The organism is Flavobacteriales bacterium (genome assembly GCA_016699575.1).
In the GTDB taxonomy this organism is placed as follows: domain Bacteria; phylum Bacteroidota; class Bacteroidia; order Flavobacteriales_F; family PHOS-HE28; genus PHOS-HE28.
This window is the reverse complement of record CP064979.1, coordinates 1,168,372-1,184,241: the sequence shown is the minus strand read 5'-3', so window position 1 is coordinate 1,184,241 and position 15,870 is coordinate 1,168,372. Positions and strand designations below refer to the sequence as shown.

The 15,870-nt window shown below is 60.9% G+C and carries 10 protein-coding genes and 1 pseudogene; 4 read left to right on the top strand and 7 right to left on the bottom strand.

What is annotated here, in order from left to right; translation table 11 throughout:
• Positions 1 to 62 precede the first annotated feature (62 nt).
• Entirely contained in the window at positions 63 to 3,011 is a 2,949-nt protein-coding gene (locus IPJ76_04890) for a T9SS type A sorting domain-containing protein (protein ID QQR87565.1), read from the top strand.
• 94 nt (positions 3,012 to 3,105) lie between these two features.
• The gene (gene gap, locus IPJ76_04885; protein ID QQR87564.1) at positions 3,106 to 4,107 is read left to right on the top strand and encodes a type I glyceraldehyde-3-phosphate dehydrogenase; all 1,002 of its coding nucleotides are present in this window, start codon (positions 3,106 to 3,108) and stop codon (positions 4,105 to 4,107) included.
• A gap of 15 nt (positions 4,108 to 4,122) precedes the next feature.
• Here the strand turns inward: gap and IPJ76_04880 are convergent, their stop codons facing one another.
• From IPJ76_04880 to lpxK, 7 genes are all read right to left on the bottom strand, one after another.
• Entirely contained in the window at positions 4,123 to 4,917 is a 795-nt protein-coding gene (locus IPJ76_04880; GenBank protein ID QQR87563.1) for a UDP-2,3-diacylglucosamine diphosphatase, read from the bottom strand.
• Positions 4,917 to 7,988, bottom strand: coding sequence for a M1 family metallopeptidase (locus IPJ76_04875; protein ID QQR87562.1), 3,072 nt, complete (start codon positions 7,986 to 7,988; stop codon positions 4,917 to 4,919). Before IPJ76_04875 ends, IPJ76_04880 begins: the two co-directional genes overlap by 1 nt.
• Positions 7,989 to 8,129: 141 nt before the next feature.
• On the bottom strand, positions 8,130 to 9,125 hold the full coding sequence (locus IPJ76_04870) for a TlpA family protein disulfide reductase (GenBank protein QQR88395.1): 996 nt from the start codon (positions 9,123 to 9,125) through the stop codon (positions 8,130 to 8,132).
• A 159-nt stretch (positions 9,126 to 9,284) separates the two neighbouring features.
• Complete coding sequence (gene gatB / locus IPJ76_04865) at positions 9,285 to 10,787, bottom strand: Asp-tRNA(Asn)/Glu-tRNA(Gln) amidotransferase subunit GatB (protein ID QQR87561.1); 1,503 nt, start codon at positions 10,785 to 10,787, stop codon at positions 9,285 to 9,287.
• The gene (locus tag IPJ76_04860) at positions 10,784 to 12,208 is read right to left on the bottom strand and encodes a choice-of-anchor B family protein (GenBank protein QQR87560.1); all 1,425 of its coding nucleotides are present in this window, start codon (positions 12,206 to 12,208) and stop codon (positions 10,784 to 10,786) included. Before IPJ76_04860 ends, gatB begins: the two co-directional genes overlap by 4 nt.
• Positions 12,208 to 13,026, bottom strand: coding sequence for a purine-nucleoside phosphorylase (locus tag IPJ76_04855; protein QQR87559.1), 819 nt, complete (start codon positions 13,024 to 13,026; stop codon positions 12,208 to 12,210). Before IPJ76_04855 ends, IPJ76_04860 begins: the two co-directional genes overlap by 1 nt.
• On the bottom strand, positions 12,992 to 14,059 hold the full coding sequence (gene lpxK / locus IPJ76_04850) for a tetraacyldisaccharide 4'-kinase (GenBank protein QQR87558.1): 1,068 nt from the start codon (positions 14,057 to 14,059) through the stop codon (positions 12,992 to 12,994). The genes IPJ76_04855 and lpxK overlap by 35 nt, the downstream gene beginning before the upstream one ends.
• A 333-nt stretch (positions 14,060 to 14,392) precedes the next feature.
• Between lpxK and IPJ76_04845 the strand changes: the two genes are divergently transcribed.
• Together IPJ76_04845 and IPJ76_04840 are read left to right on the top strand one after the other, a co-directional pair.
• Positions 14,393 to 14,554, top strand: coding sequence for a hypothetical protein (locus IPJ76_04845; protein ID QQR87557.1), 162 nt, complete (start codon positions 14,393 to 14,395; stop codon positions 14,552 to 14,554).
• 66 nt (positions 14,555 to 14,620) lie between these two features.
• Positions 14,621 to 15,817: pseudogene (locus tag IPJ76_04840) on the top strand (IS256 family transposase).
• The last annotated feature ends 53 nt before the right edge of the window (positions 15,818 to 15,870 follow it).

Here is a 15,870-nt window from a genome sequence, read left to right as displayed (position 1 = left end):
GGGATTGAAGGCCCCTGCTCCGCCAACCCTACTTTCGACCCGCATCGAAGACCTTCCAGACCATGAAACGGACGTTACCCCTCATACTAGGCATCTCCACTGTTTCAGCTGTTGCGCTCACATCGTGGGTGAACAGCGGGCAAACGGCCTATGAAGCCCGGTCAGCCAAGGACCCGGCCGCCAGCGCCAAAGGCATGCAGGAGTACTTGGCAATGATCCGGAAGAACTCCGTGACCGGCCAGGTGGAGGCCGAAGACTACATCAAAGCGTACGCTGCCGCTCGTCAATACGCAGCTATGCAGGCGAAGGCGGTCGGCTTCCAGTGGGATAATATCGGGCCGAACAATGTGGGTGGTCGTACGCGCACCATCTGCATCCATCCCGACGCACCGAACACGGTGTGGGCCGGTGGTGTGAGCGGTGGCCTTTGGAAAAGCGAGGACGCCGCCAACACATGGCAGCGTGTGAGCGGGTTGAGCGAGAGCCTCATCATCAGCTCCATTGCGGTGACGAACAGCGGCAAGATCTACGTGGCCACGGGCAACAGTGCGGAAGGCGCAGGTGGAAGCGGCGGCAGTGGTTTCATCGGCCACGGTATCTACCGTTCGAACGACGGTGGCGCAAGCTTCGAACTGGTCACTGGTCCGCCGACCAACTGGAACGGTGGCGCTGATTGGGCCATCACGAACAAGATCATTGCTGATCCGAACGATGCGAACAAACTGTGGGTGGCGACCAACAACGGGCCCCGGATCTACGATGAGTCGGCCAATACGTTTTCGACGGTTCCCGGGATCACTTCTTCGAGCTTCTGCCAGTCACTGGAGGTCGTGAAAGATGAAAGCGGTGATGTCGGCATCCTTCTCAGGACCGGCACACAGAACTGGGTAAGTGTCAACGGCGGAAACTCATTTGACCAGATCGCGGCCAACGATGGCCTGCCGACCAGCGGGATCGGGCGGGTCGAATTCGCCATCAGCCCACAGGACGTGAACTACATGTATGCGCTTATCGCCACAGGCGGTGGTGCAATGCGTGGTGGTTTCTACAGCACGGATGGAGGTCAGGTTTGGGATCAGATCTGGCCCAGCGGTACCGACGCACCGGCGCTGGACATTTTCGGGGACAACACCCAGGGGAACTACGACATCGTGATCACGGTTAACCCGCAGAACAAGGAGGAGATCTTCGTGGGTGGCGTTTCGCTGTGGAAAACCGCCCTGAACGCCCAACCGGAGCAAGTGGCCATCGCCCAGGATTTCCCGGGCTGCTTCGTATGCGTTCATGCCGATGTGCATGAACTGACCTGGTCGCCGGATGGAACCACGCTCTACGTCGGTTGCGATGGTGGTGTATACAAGTCGTTCGGCTCTGGTGGGAACTTCGCTTGGCTCGCTTCCAACAAGGACTACAACGTCACGCAGTTCTACAGCGGAACGCATGACCCGAAAGGCCGTGTCATGGGCGGAACACAGGACAACGGCACCCAGTACATCTCGTTCGCTGCAGCGAACGACCCGCGCCGCGCCATTGAAGTGAGCGGCGGTGATGGTTTCGATTGTGAGATCAGCCAGTTGGACCCGAACGTCATGATGGCCTCCATTTACGCTGGTGCTGTATTCCGCAGCAACAACGCTGGTGGGGTGTTCGGGGACTTCTACAATTCCCGCATCTTGGCTTTGGGCGAGCCCGGTGATATCACCGGGAACGGTTTGGGCGATTTCTACACCAACATGCGTCTCTTCGAGGATGCTAATGACCTCAATAGCCCGGACTCCGGCCTCTTCGCGGTTGAGTGGATCGTGGAAGACAATGACTTCACTGTTGGTGACACCCTGGGTGATCCGTTCCCGCAGATCTTCAGCAAGAAGATGCCGGCCGTGCCGCTGCCCGCAACCACTTGGTCGCTGGATGGTTTCCCGGACGGAACGACCGCCAACACGGTTTACCAGATAGGTGATACCGTGAACTACCTCATTCAGCTACCTGACCGTGTGGAGTCCTTGTTCGCTGTCGGTTTTTCCGGCACGGACGGCATTTGGGTAACGCGCGATGCCACGAGCTTCGCGGGCAACGTTGAATGGTGGAAAGTTGCGGCCAATGCCAGCGGCAACGTGAACGTGCTGGAGTGGAGCGCCAACGGAGATATCCTGTTCTGGGGCACCAGCGAGGGTGACGTGTACAAGGTGCAGGGCTTTGACCAAGCCTACGATAGTGCGGCAGCCGATGTAGCGAGCGCTACCCGTGTGTTGTCGGCACCCATCCAAGTGTATAACGGCAGCGCGGCCATTACCGGTTTGTGTGCCGACCCGAACGACAACAACCGCCTGCTGATCACGCTAGGAGAATACGGGGGCACCTCCAAGGTGCGTCTCAGCACGGACGCTTACCAACCCGCGCCTACCACCATCAACGTCTGGAACAACATCCCGGCCGATCTGGTCGGTATGCCCGTTTACGACGGCATCATCCATTCGTCCTCCGCGGACCTCTTCGTGGTGGGCACCGAGTTCGGTGTGATGGTGAGCGAGGATGGCGGAGACAACTGGGCCTTTGAGAACGCGGGCATGGAACTGGTGCCCACCTTCCAAGTGCGACAGCAGACCTGGAACTGGCAAACCCATCCGATGGGAGCTGATTTCGTGGAGAACCCGGGTGTGGTTTACTTGGCCACGCACGGTCGCGGCTTCTTCAAGAGCGAGACGCTCTTGGGCGTGGTGCCGCCGACAGCCGGACAGAGCTCGGCCAATGCGGCCAGCAACCTGCTGGTGTTCCCCAACCCGGCAAGTGACATAGCGACCGTGGCCTTCGAAGTGCGTGCTACGAGCCAGGTGGTTGCCACGGTTTACGATCTGAACGGTCGTGTTGTGCGCACGGTACCTCAGCAGCGCCTGGCCCCGGGCAAGCAGCGCATGAACATCAACGTGGGCGACCTGCGCAACGGCACTTATGTTGTTGATGTCCGCATCGACGGGTCCTCACGCACTGGTCGTTTGGTGGTGAACCGCTGAGCGTTGTGATCCCTGTGGAAGCCCCTTCCGTTGTTGCGGAAGGGGCTTCTTCTTTTCAGTCCTTTGCACCCGCGACAAGTCATCTGAGCAACCCATGGCAGCACCCCGCGTAGCGATCAACGGATTCGGCCGCATCGGCCGTATGACCACCCGTATCCTGTTGGAGCGGAACGACATTGAACTCGTCGCGATCAACGACATCACGGACAACCGCACGCTTGCGCACCTGTTCAAATACGATAGCGTGCACGGTGTCTTCAAAGGCACTGTTGAGCACGATGAGCAGCACTTGGTGCTGGGGGGCAAGCGCATCAGGGCTTGCTCCGAGGCCGATCCCGCCCGACTTCCGTGGAAGGCCCTGGGCATCGATTTCGTCATTGAAGCAACGGGGCGGTTCCGCTCAGCGGACAAGGCTCAGGCGCATCTGGATGCCGGTGCAGGCCGCGTGATCCTTAGCGCTCCCGCCAGCGATGACACGCCCACTGTGGTGCTGGGCGTGAACGAGCATTCCTTAACGGGGACAGAGCGCGTGATAAGCAACGCGAGCTGCACCACGAACAACGCCGCGCCCATGATCCAAGCGCTGGATGAACTCTGCGGCATCGAGAGCGGCTATGTGACCACTGTTCACAGCTACACCGGCGATCAGCGTTTGCACGATGCACCGCACGAGGACCTGCGACGGGCGCGAGCAGCTGCGGTGAGCATCGTCCCCACGACCACAGGCGCGGCAAAGGCCATCACGCGTGTGTTCCCCCACCTCGAAGGAAGAATGGGCGGCTGCGGCATCCGTGTCCCGGTTCCGGACGGGTCGCTCACCGACATCACCTGTCTGGTCCGCAAGCCCGTGAGCGTGGAGGCAATCAACGCGCACTTCAAGCAGTTGGCCGAGGGCCGGTGGAGGAACATCCTCCGTTACACCGAGGACCCGATCGTGAGCATCGACATCGTCGGCGATCCGCACAGCTGCATTTTCGATGCGGGCCTCACCAGCGTAGTGGGTGGCCACGTGAAGGTGGTGGGTTGGTACGACAACGAATGGGGCTACAGCAATCGCTTGGTGGACCTTGTGAAGTTGATGGCGGGGAAGAGCTGACGAGCGCGCCGGCTGCTACTCCGGCACTCTCGGCGCGGGCACATCCGCGCTCAACGGACCATCGCCCACCCGCGCGATGAGCCGCATGCCGTGCTCATCGAACACGGCGTACGTGAAGCGCGTGATCCAATCACCGAGGTTGACGTAACGCGAACGCTCACCAACCTGCAGGTCCATGGGCAGGTGCCGGTGGCCGAACACGAAGAAGTCGAAGTGTTCGCGTTGCAGCACCTCCCGGCAGTGGATGGCCAGCCACTCGTTCGCCTCACCGAGGAACTTGCGGTCGTTATCGTAGCTTTTCTTTCGGCTGCGGCCGCTCCAGAACTCCGCAATGCCCAGGGCCAAGTTGGGATGCAGCCGCGCGAAGAGCCATTGGCTGACGGGACTGCGGAACACCCGCTTGATGAACTTGTAGCCATGGTCGCCGGGGCCGAGGCCATCGCCGTGACCGATCAGGAACTTCATGCCGTTCCACTCACGCGTCACCGGTGCATGATGAACGATGAGGCCGCACTCCTCGGCCAGGTAGCCGAAGGTCCACATGTCGTGGTTGCCGGTGTACAGGTGCACGGGAAGACCGCGGTCCGTGATCTCGGCCAATTTGCCCAGCAAGCGCACGTGGCCCCGCGGAACGGCCTTGCGCCACTCGAACCACATATCGAAGACATCCCCCAGGATGTGGATCTCGGTGGCGTCCTTCGCCGCCTCATCGAGGAACTTCACGATGCGGTGCTCGCGCGCCAGGCTGTCCATGGCGTTGGGCACGCCCAAGTGGAAATCGGACAGGAAGACGATGCGAGCGGCGTTCATCAGGGCCGCAAGTTGCGCACGATGCGGGTGGGGTCCATCTTCTCCAAGGCCAGAACGAAACGGATGCGCTCCACCACCGGCACATCGCGGAACTCCAGCTCATCGCTGATGTTGCTCGACCAAACTAACGGCATCCAGACCTCGATCATGTCCTTCCACAGCGGCAGGCCGATGCCGGCCTCGTACAGCAGCTCGCCTTTTTCGTTGCGCGTGCCATCGTTGGCGATCGTTGTCACGGGCACCACGCCCGCACTGGCGAACACCGCGATCGGGAAGCGCACCGGCAGATCGAGCTCGAAGTTCACCGCACCGATGTAGGAGGCGGATCCACCTTGGCGGAAACCTGTCTTGAAAGCGCCTTGGTCCTTGCTGAACTGATTGGCCCAGAGCCCAGCATCAGCGCTCCTGCCGATGAACGCACGGTCGAGGAACGGGTCGTCCGCGTTCCAGCTCAAACGCCATGCTTCGCCTGCCTGCAAGCGTGCTGGCGTGCCGAGGAATGATCCCGCGAACAACCGCAGCCGCACACTGTGCTTGCGCTTGTCGTACACGAAGGCCTTCTTGACTTCCACGGAAGCGCGGAGCCATTCGTCACCTTGGGTGAGCGTGGCGTTCCATGTAGCTGGGCCGAGGGGATGCAGGTACTTCCCATCGTAGCCCAGTTCGCTGATCCACTGGTCATCGCGCAGCAGGTAGGAGCTGGGAACTTTCTCCGAGGTGGTCTTGTAGCTACGACGGATGTACACCACACGCCCACCGAAACTGTGCTGCGTGGGCTTGGCCAACGGTCGCTTGATGTCGAACCGGATGCTCGGGCTGGCCTTCTCGTACCAGATGTCGAGGTTGTCCGTTTCGCGCAGGCTGGCCGTGCGCCCACTGACGCCCACATGGATGTTGCGGAACCAACTGCTGCGCAGCCGATCGAAGTGGTGCTCGATGCGGCCTCCACCCACCATGCGCTGGCTCCCGGTGGCATAAAGTGGCGCGAACACGAACTCCGTGCGCTGGCTGGGGAAGACTGTATTGTACAGTGCTAGGCCTGCCTGGAAGCCGTCGTGCACGGTGCCTGCAATGATCGGCGTCCAGTACAAGGTCCGCTTCTCGGGGTGCTCAATTCCCGCCAGCCACTTCAACCGCACAGGCGTCCAACTGCGCAGGATGCCTTTGCTGCGTACGGTGTTGTTGCGGTGGTCGATGTCCAAGGTGCGGTGGCCGGCATCAATGGTGACGCGTGTGGCGTTGGGCCAGGGAAGTTGGACCTTGAACTTTCCCCCAGGTCCATTGTTGTTGTACGACCATCCATTTCCGATGGGCTCTGACAAGAACCCGTCTTGGCCCACCTCTAGCCACTTTGATCCGACCGAATCTTGTCCCGCCAATGCAAATAGGTGTGCCGGCATGAACGAGGTGTGCCCGGTGACCGAGGACTTGATTCGAAGTACCTCACGCCCAAGTCGCCGAGCCTGCAGATCGACCTTTTGCTCCTCTGCGAGCAGGAGATCAAAACACCAACTAAGGTCTTTTCCACTTACTTGTTGAAACGCCATATGAACATCATGCGGCTTCGGATGCTTGAACGCCCACCGCCGGTAGTACTCGTGCATGCAGGCATCGAACAGCGAGTCGCCGAGGTAGGCGAAGAGATGGTCGAACACAAGCGCGGTCTTCATGTACACGCTGGTGCCGTAGTTCGTGCTCGTGTAGTCTTCGCTGTGAAGACCGCAGCTCTGGTCCAAGTTGCGGCGCGCATTGAAGCGGTACGCCTGTTCCAGCACTTCGCGGTGGCTCAACGACCGGCCGTTGAACAGGAATTTCGGGATGTCCTCTGCGATCACGGAGACATTGCCCGGGTAGCGCTGGCGCATGTAGCGCAGTTCAACGAAGCTGTTCATGCCTTCGTCCATCCAGGGATGATCGCGCTCGTTGCTCGACAGGATGCCTTGGAACCAGTTGTGGCCCACCTCGTGCGCGATCACCTCGTCGAGCGACATGCCGTCCACTCCATCGCCGATGATGGTGATCATCGGGTACTCCATGCCACCACCCGCACTGATGGTGCCGTCCACCGCCGTGCACGCGTTGAACGGGTATTCGCCAACCCATTGGCTGTAGTGCAGTACGGCCTGGTTCACGAATTCAACGGACTTCCACCAGTTGGGGGCGTTCTTAGGGGTGTACATCACCCAGGTTGCAATAGCGCGGCCGCTGGGCAAGGCAACGTTGCTCTTCTCCACGAGGAAGCGCTTGTCGGCGAACCACGCAAAGTCGAGCACGCTGTCCTGCATGAAGTGCAGCGTCTTGGTGTTCGGCGCGCTCAACGGAAACGCGTTGGATCCCTTCTCTCCGCGATTGCTCCTGGCGAGCTCATCCAGCCATTGTTTCTCTTCCTCGTTCTGCAACTCGCCCGTGGCACCCACCACATAATTCTGCGGCAAGGTGAGGCGCACATCGAACGAGCCGAAGTCGCTGAAGAACTCGCCTTGGTCCAGGTAGGGCATGGCGTGCCACCCTTGGCTGTCGAACACGGCCGGTTTCGGGTACCACTGCGTGATGTAGTACGCCTGTCCGGTATGCCCCAGCCGCGAGAAACGCGCGTCGGGGATCTTCACGCGGAACGGCGTGGTGATGATGATACTTGCATTCGGCTGCAACGGCGTGGTCAGCTTCAGCCAAGCGATGTCGATGTGTTGCTCGTGAGTCCCCCAAGCGATAGCTTGTCCGTTGCTGCGGAAGTCGAGGCTGTCGATGAAGCCGCGGTCCTTGTCATCCGCGAACCAGAGGTCCAGGTCGTTGTGCAACGCCTGCTGCTTGCTCAGCGCGGTACCCCGTTGCTTGTAGGCGTTGGGGTAGAGGTGGAACCAGAGCGTGTCCAGCGCAACGCTGCTGCGGTTGGTGTAGGTGATGGTCTCGTTGGCACGCAGCTCGTGGCGCACATCATCCAACTCCACATCAATGCCGTAGGCGACTTCCTGCTGGAAGTAGTTCGTGCTTTGTCCGTGGCCGATCCCTGCAGCAGACGTCAACGCCAATGAGAGGGTGGATCGCACCCACGTCATCGCAAGGACCTTCATAGGGCCGAAGCGATCCAGCACGACGCCAACTGCTGGATCGCGTCGCTCCTGCTTCGTCGCAAAGCCTCCTCGCAGTCGCTCGCGATGACGGCGGCGCTCCGTTGCCATGTTCGAGCAAGGTGACCACCTCATCGCGCTCAATTACCCACCCAGCACCTCCGCCAACTTCTGCTCCAGCGCTGCGCCGCGCAGGTTCTTCGCGATGATCTTCCCGTCCTTGTCGATGAGAACGGTATGCGGGATGCTCTGCACGCCATAAGGACCGGCGGCCGCGTTCTGCCACCAGCCGAGGTCGCTCACGTGTTTCCAGGGCAGGTCGTGCTGGTTGATGGCGTTCACCCAGGCGTCCTTGTTCTTGTCGAAGCTCACGCCGTAGATCTCGAAGCCCTTGCTCTTGTACTTGCTGTACGCCTCCTTCACATGCGGCAACTCCGCGATGCACGGTCGGCACCAACTGGCCCAGAAATCGATGAGCACCGTTTTGCCGCGCAGGCTGCTCAGTTTCAATGTGCCGCCATCAGGCGTGGGTTGCTCGATCTCCGGCGCGGGAGCACCGATGGCGGTACCGGCCTGCATGGCCTCAGCTTGTTTCTGTTGGGCCAGCATTTGCTCCTGTTGCTGGCGCATCTGCTCTTCGCGAGCAAAGCGCGAGTTGAAGTCCACATAAGCATCGGTGTTGGGCATCACCTTACCGAGCTGCTCACGCACCTGCTGGACCAAGGCGGGTTCCTTGGTCTGGTCGATCTGCGCAATGGCGGCGAGTTGCACTGGTGAGCTCGGGTTGTCCGCCACCGTCCTCTTGCAGCGGTCGAAGAACTCGGCGTTCAATTGGTTGAAGGCGTCCATGGCCGTGGGCGCCTCGCCCGTGTTGATGATGTTGCGGATGCTGTCCTTGCGCGTGCGATACACTTCGTTGTCGCGCATGAAGGTGTACAGCGCCGTGGCATGCTTGCTACCCGTGACACTGCTCGCCTTTTTCAGGTCGTCGGCCTTGGCGGTCACCTGCGCGCCTTCGGTGCTGTCGAGCGCAAGGATCAGGTAGTTGCTGCGGTCGAAGTTGAGGTAGTAGAAGTCGAGCGGCAGGTGCGAGGCATCGAGCGAACCCTTGCCGTTGGCGTCAAGTGTTACACTGTCCATGGTCACCACGTTGCGGCCTACGCTGCGGTCCAAGCGGATGGTCTTGCCCGCACCGCCTTCGATCGAGAGCTCCACGGTGGCGCCGCCACCAACGGAGCCGCCGCACGCGGCCAGGAGAACGGAAGATGTGAGCAGTAGTGAGGTCGTCTTCATCATCGATCAGTTGTCTTGTTCGAGGAGTTGCTTCACGAGGTCGTTGGCCTTCCGGGGATCGGCCTTCCCCATGGACGCTTTCATCACTTCACCCATGAAGAGGCCGAGCATGCCTTTGTTGCCACCGCGGTATGCCGCGACTTTTTCCGGGTAACGCGCCATGGCTTCCTTCACGGCGTTGGTGATCACATCATCTCCGGCGTCCTGCAGCAGGTCGTGCTGCTTGGCCAGTGCAGCGGCGTCGAGGGCTGGATGTTCCACCATCAGGGGTAGCAGCTTCTGCGATGCCCCGCTATGGCTGATGGCACCGCTGTCGATGAGCGCGATGAGGCCGGCGAGCTTCTCCGGCTTCACGGGGAAATGGTCCATTTCCAAGCCACGCTCGTTGATCCAGCTGCGCACCTCGCCGGTCACCCAGTTGGCCGCAGCTTTGTGGTTGGCCGTGTGGGCGATCACCGCCTCGTAGTAGAGCGCAGTGCTCTTGTCGTCCGTGAGGACATTGGCATCGTACGGACTGAGGCCGAGCTCTGCTGTGTACTTCGCACGCAGCTCGCGGGGCAGCGGCGGCATGGCTGCGTGGATGCGTTCGCGCGCCGTCGTGCTTACCGTAACGGGTTGCAGGTCAGGCTCGGGGAAGTACCGGTAGTCGTGCGCTTGCTCCTTGCTGCGGAGCGCTGCAGTGGTGCCCTTCACGGCGTCGAACGTGCGCGTCTGCTGTTCGATGGTGCCGCCGGCCGCGAGGATCTCCGATTGGCGTTGCGCCTCATGCTCGATGGCACGCTGCACGTTCTTGAAGCTGTTGAGGTTCTTCACTTCGCAGCGGTTCCCCAGCACCGTACTGCCCTTCGGCTTTACGCTGATGTTGGCATCGCAGCGAAGGCTGCCTTCCTCCATGTTGCCGTCGCAGATGTCCAGGTATCGCACCATGCGGCGCACTTCCACCAAATAGTCGTAGGCCTCTTGGCTACTGGTGATATCCGGCTCGCTCACGATCTCGATCAGTGGCACTCCGGCGCGGTTCAGGTCGACCAGCGTGTTGAACGGATCCACGTCGTGGATGCTCTTGCCAGCATCTTCTTCCAGGTGGATGCGCACCAGTCGGATGACCTTCTCCTTTGTCACACCGAGCGCAGTCGAGGGGCGTCCTTTATCATTCTTTTCGCCGACAGGGATGGCGATCGCACCGCCAACACAGATAGGCGTGTTGTCCTGAGTGATCTGGTAGCCCTTCGGCAGGTCGGGATAGAAATAGTTCTTGCGGGCGAAGTGCATCCGCTCGGCGATGGTGCTTCCGCAGGCGAGGCCCATGCGCACGGCCAGCTCGATGCTCTTCTTGTTCATCACCGGAAGAACGCCCGGCAAGCCCACGGTCACCGGGCTCACGTTCGTGTTCGGGTGGTCGCCGTAGGCGTTCGGATCGCTGCTGTAGGCCTTGCTCTCCGTGAGCAACTGCGCGTGCACCTCAAGGCCCACCACCAGGTCCCACTCTTCGCTCCAATGCTTGCTCATCGAACGCTTTGCTTAACGATCCGCGAAGAAAGAACACGGTTGCCAGTGCGGATGCGTGCCACGTACAGGCCGTCAGACAAACCCGACAGGTCGAGCGTGCAGCGGTCGTTCTGTGCTGTGAACGGGACGGCATGGGCCCTTCCATCCGTGGCAACGAGTTCGATCTGTTGCACCACCCCCGTAGCAATGAACGATACGGAGCTTGATGCCGGGTTCGGGAACGCCTGCAGCGTCTCTGGTTCCGTGGCTTCTGCAACGCTCACCGCCGCGCTGATGTCGATGACGAACAGGCCGCGTTGCATGTCGCTCACCAGCACACGGCCGCTCGGCAGGTACGGATACACGCCCCACGCGCCTTCGTAGCTGTCGTCGTGCGGCTCCAACGAAGTGTCGTAGTAGCCGAGCAGTTGCGCGTTCGCGGGATCGGCCACGTTCCACAACCAGTAGCCATCGTAGTAATAGCTCACGTGCAGCAGATCGCCGTGGAAGTGCGGGTTGTGCGCGATGGAGAGCTCGTTCCACTCCACCCCGATCGTGTCGATGAACTGGATGTCGTTCGGGTCGCTCACGTCGAAGAGCTTCAGGTCGGTGCCGTGCGTTTCGTCGGCCATCACGTACAGCCAGCCGTTTTCGTGCAGCCAGCCGCTGTGGTTGTAGCCCGGCTGCGGGTAGTTGTCCAAGGTGCCGAGCAGCTGCGGTGAATTGATGTTCGTGAAGTCCACGATGGCCATGCCTTCCATGTGGTTCACGTAAGCCACGTTGTCGGTCACGTACCCATCGTGCACCCAGCCGATCTCCGATCCCCACCAAGGGATGTCGTCTTCGCAATCGTTGAGCAGCGCGGGTTGGTCGGGGTTGCTGATGTCGTAGACGGCGGCTTGCGATGAGCCCGCCCATGTGTAAAGCCGCGCATGCAGCGTATCGATCCACAGCGTGTGCGCCCGGTAGAAGAGCGCGCTGCTGTTGTAGGTTACCGGTGCACTGTCCGGCAACCAGCGCAGGTCGATGATCTGCAACGTGCCGATGCCCTCGTCGGTAACGGCATAGAGCCGGTCCTGATAGGTCTTGAACTCGCGGTGCACCACGTCCGTTCCTTGGAAAGCGCCGGGGATGAACGCCGTCTCCGTGATGGTCGGCGGGTTGGTGACATCGATGATGTGCGTGCCGGACGTACTGCCGATGATGCCGTACTCGTGCCCGTCGCGCACGTACCCCCACACCGCGTTGTAAACGTTGCCGTACATCCATGTCGCGGGGATCGTGTCGACGTGCCAGCGCGCCGCCAGCGACATGTTCAAACTGTCCTGTGCGAAAACACCGGCTCCGAACGCGCAGTGAAGGAGGATCGCAGTAAAGGCTCGAGCCGCTCTGCGCAGCCCGTGGCCCGCGGCCCATGGCCTGTGGCCAGCATTACTCTTCATCAGCTCGCAGCAATGAGTTCACGCATGATCAACGTCAGCTTCGGCTCGGCTTCCTCCGCCACGCGCTGCACCATCTCGTGCGTTGTCTTCTCGATCAGGCCGGGCACGCCGAGGTCGGTGATGACGCTCATGGCGAAGCAGGGCAGGCCCATGTGCCGCGCAGCGATCACCTCCGGCACGGTGCTCATGCCCACGGCATCGCCACCGAGGTTGCGCACGTAGCGGTACTCGGCAGGTGTCTCCAGCGTCGGACCGGTCAAGCCCACGTAGGTGCCCGTGATCACGCGGATGCTGTTCGCCTTCGCAATGTCCTTCGCCTTGGCGATCAATTGGTGATCGTAAGGCTCGCTCATGTCCGGGAACCGTGTGCCCAGTTCGTTGATGTTCGGGCCGATGAGCGGGTTGGGGAACAGGTTGATGTGGTCGTCGAGGATCATCAGGTCGCCGATGATCATGTCGGGGTTCACGCCGCCGCTGGCGTTGCTCACGAACAGCTGCTGGATGCCGAGGTACTTCATCACGCGCACCGGCCGCACCACTTCCTCCATGGTATAGCCTTCGTAGTAGTGGAAGCGCCCCTGCATGGCCACCACGGGTTTGCCGCCCAAGGTGCCGAAGAGGAACTGGCCCTTGTGGCCTTGCACGGTGCTCACCGGGAAGTCCGGCACTTCACTGTAAGGAACAGTATGCTCCACCTTGATCTCCTTGCCCAAGCCGCTGAGGCCCGTGCCGAGGATGATGCCGGTGCGCGGCGCGAAGCCGTTGGTGCGTTGCTTCAGGAAGTCAGCCGTGCGCTTGATGCGCTCCAATGTGGTCATGCAGAAGTCGGGTGAACCGGTCTTGGTTGTTGAGGATGACGGCCTCCACACCGATCACCACGACCGTTGCTTTGGCCAAGGACCCTTGGTGCAGGTGGGGGAGCAGGCGCATGGCGTCTTTCTCCGTGGTCACCAGCAATTCCGGGCCGGGCGCGAAAGTAGCCAAGCGCTCCGCCGCTTTCCGGAGGTCGGCCGAGCTGAAAGCGTGATGGTCCGGAAAGCGCAGGTGCTCGGTGGTTGCACCCAACGAACGCACATGCTCAACGAAGGGTGCCGGGTCGGCGATGCCGGTGACGACCAAACACCTTTTGCCGCCCAGCGCGACTTCCGTCGTCAGCGCTCCGGCAGCGGACAGCGCACGAGGCGCTGCATACCGCAGTCCGCTGAAGAACAACGCTTGCCCTGGAAGCAGCCGCAAGTCAATACGCCACTGCGCTTGCTCGGCAGGAGAAGGGGTATGCGGGCACTTGGTTACCACTACTGCTTGGGCGGCCCGGCTGCGCGAAGGCACATCGCGCAAGGTGCCAGCAGGCACGAGCGCATCGCGGTGCCATGGCTTGGTCCAGGTAGTGAGCAGGATGTTCAGTCCGGCCTGCACGCGCCGGTGCTGGAAGGCATCGTCCAGCACGACCAACCGCAGGTCTTTCACGTGTTGCTTGATGATTGCCAGTGCTGCCGTCCTATCCGCACCCACGAACACGCGCACGTCAGGGGACTTGCGCTTCAGCTGCAAGGGCTCGTCGCCAACACTGGCGGCATCCATGTTCGATTGCACCTCCAGCACTTGCGTTCCGCTGCGACCGTAGCCCCGGCTCAGTGTGGCCATGTTGCCAGCTCCGGCCAGTGTGCGCAGGATCAGTTCCACGTGCGGTGTCTTGCCCGTGCCACCGAACGAGAGGTTGCCCACCACGATGGTGGGGACGCTGGGCCGCGTGCTCTTTAGAAGGTTGGCGTCGTAGAGCCAATGCCGGAGGCGGAGGATGCCGACGTAGAGCCAGGAGAGGGGGAGGAGAAGGCTCTTCAATGGAATCATCTGGAAGGCCAAAGATGTTGAGTGGGCGAACAGTGTCCGATTGCATGCTGACTATGTTTGAGCACCGGGTTTAAGCTCATGCAGCGAATGGTCTTTCGGGGTCAGGGTGTTCTTCTGGTTAGCTGGGTTCTTCTGGCAGCCTGTGGTGCCGAAGAGCAGGATGTTGTTGGCACGTATGTGAACACTTCATGGCTGGACTTGCAGGATTCACTTTTTCTGTCAGGAGCTGGCTCATTTCGACACCGGATATACGACCATCGGGGAGATTTGCTTGCCGAGACTGACGGTAAGTGGAAACTAGGGGGCGGCGCTAGGATTCACTTTGATGGGCTGATGAGCAGACCCGTCTTCGATGCTTCCGCCCCGATGGACAAGGAGTGGGTGGAGCGCACGACAGTGAGCACATTTGTTGAACAGGACAAAGGATGGATGGGATTCTGCTATGGCAACGAGGGTTGCGAGACTTGCTATGTGAAGGTCGCGGGAGGGCAATGAGCGTGTTCTATGAGACTGTTCAGTAAAGTGTGTCAGGCCGGAGTTGCGAACTTCAAACCCTGACCCATGGAAGACAAGACGGACAAGTTCGATTACGAAGCCTTCGAGAAGGAGGCCATGAAGCAATTGCTTCTGGGCAAGCCGCTCAGCGGCAGCGAAGGGGTGCTGACGCCCTTGGTAAAACGGCTGATGGAAGCCACCCTACGGGGAGAGCTGAGCGCGCATCTGGAAGAGGACACCGGCAAGGCCAACCGGCGCAACGGGCACGGCCGCAAGCGGGTGAAGACCGCACACGGGGAGGTGGACATCGCCACCCCGCGGGACCGGAACGGGACCTTCGACCCACTGCTGCTGCCTAAACGGGAACGGGTTCTGAACGCCGAGCTGGACCTGAAGATCATCAAGCTCTATGGACTGGGGATGAGCCAGCGCGACATCAGCGACCATGTGCGCGACCTCTACGGCATCGAAGTGAGCGAAGCCACCATCAGCGCGGTGACCGACCAGGTGGTCGCCGATGTGCAGGCATGGCGGCAGCGCCCCTTGGAAGCGCGTTACGCCATCGTATGGCTCGATGCCATCCATTTCAAGGTGAAGGAAGAGGGTCGCGTGGTGAACAAAGCCGTTTACACCGCCCTTGGCGTGGGCCCCGATGGCCACAAGGACCTGCTTGGCCTCTACGTTGGCCAGCACGAAGGCGCCAAGTTCTGGCTGAGCGTGCTGCACGACCTACGCCAGCGCGGGGTGGAGGACATGCTGATCGCGTGCATCGACAACCTCAGCGGCTTCTCCGAGGCCATCGCGCTGGTGTACCCGCAGAGCGACATCCAGCTGTGCATTGTGCATCAGGTGCGCAACACCTTGAAGTACGTGAGCTACAAGCACTACAAGGAAGTGGTCAAGGACATGCGGGCCATCTACCGGGCACCCAACGAGGAGCGTGCCCTGCAAGCACTGGAAGTGTTCAGCGACAAATGGGGCGAGCGCTATCCGCAAGCGGTGAACTCCTGGCGCATCAACTGGCCGCTTCTGGCCAGCCAATACCGGTACAGCGAGCGTATCCGGCGGCTGATCTACACCACCAACCCCATCGAGGGCTTCCATGCCCAGTTGCGCAAATACACCAAGACCAAGCGCGTCTTCGAGAACGACATGGCCCTGCTCAAACTGCTCTTCTTGGCCCAGCAGCGCATCGTGGAGAAGATGGCCGCAAAGCCCATCTTCGCCTGGCGTGAGATCGCAGCCGAGTTACGCTTGCTCTTCGGACCGCGCTTCGATCCACAACTGGCCAACACCGATCAACACGTTATCAGTCT

Coding starts and splice junctions, on each gene's coding strand:
- IPJ76_04875 (QQR87562.1), bottom strand. CDS start 7,988: ATGAAGGTCCTTGCGATGACGTGGGTGCGATCCACCCTCTCATTGGCG.
- lpxK (QQR87558.1), bottom strand. CDS start 14,059: ATGATTCCATTGAAGAGCCTTCTCCTCCCCCTCTCCTGGCTCTACGTC.
- IPJ76_04890 (QQR87565.1), top strand. CDS start 63: ATGAAACGGACGTTACCCCTCATACTAGGCATCTCCACTGTTTCAGCT.
- IPJ76_04845 (QQR87557.1), top strand. CDS start 14,393: ATGAGCAGACCCGTCTTCGATGCTTCCGCCCCGATGGACAAGGAGTGG.
- IPJ76_04855 (QQR87559.1), bottom strand. CDS start 13,026: ATGACCACATTGGAGCGCATCAAGCGCACGGCTGACTTCCTGAAGCAA.
- IPJ76_04860 (QQR87560.1), bottom strand. CDS start 12,208: ATGAAGAGTAATGCTGGCCACAGGCCATGGGCCGCGGGCCACGGGCTG.
- IPJ76_04870 (QQR88395.1), bottom strand. CDS start 9,125: ATGGACAGTGTAACACTTGACGCCAACGGCAAGGGTTCGCTCGATGCC.
- gatB (QQR87561.1), bottom strand. CDS start 10,787: ATGAGCAAGCATTGGAGCGAAGAGTGGGACCTGGTGGTGGGCCTTGAG.
- IPJ76_04880 (QQR87563.1), bottom strand. CDS start 4,917: ATGAACGCCGCTCGCATCGTCTTCCTGTCCGATTTCCACTTGGGCGTG.
- gap (QQR87564.1), top strand. CDS start 3,106: ATGGCAGCACCCCGCGTAGCGATCAACGGATTCGGCCGCATCGGCCGT.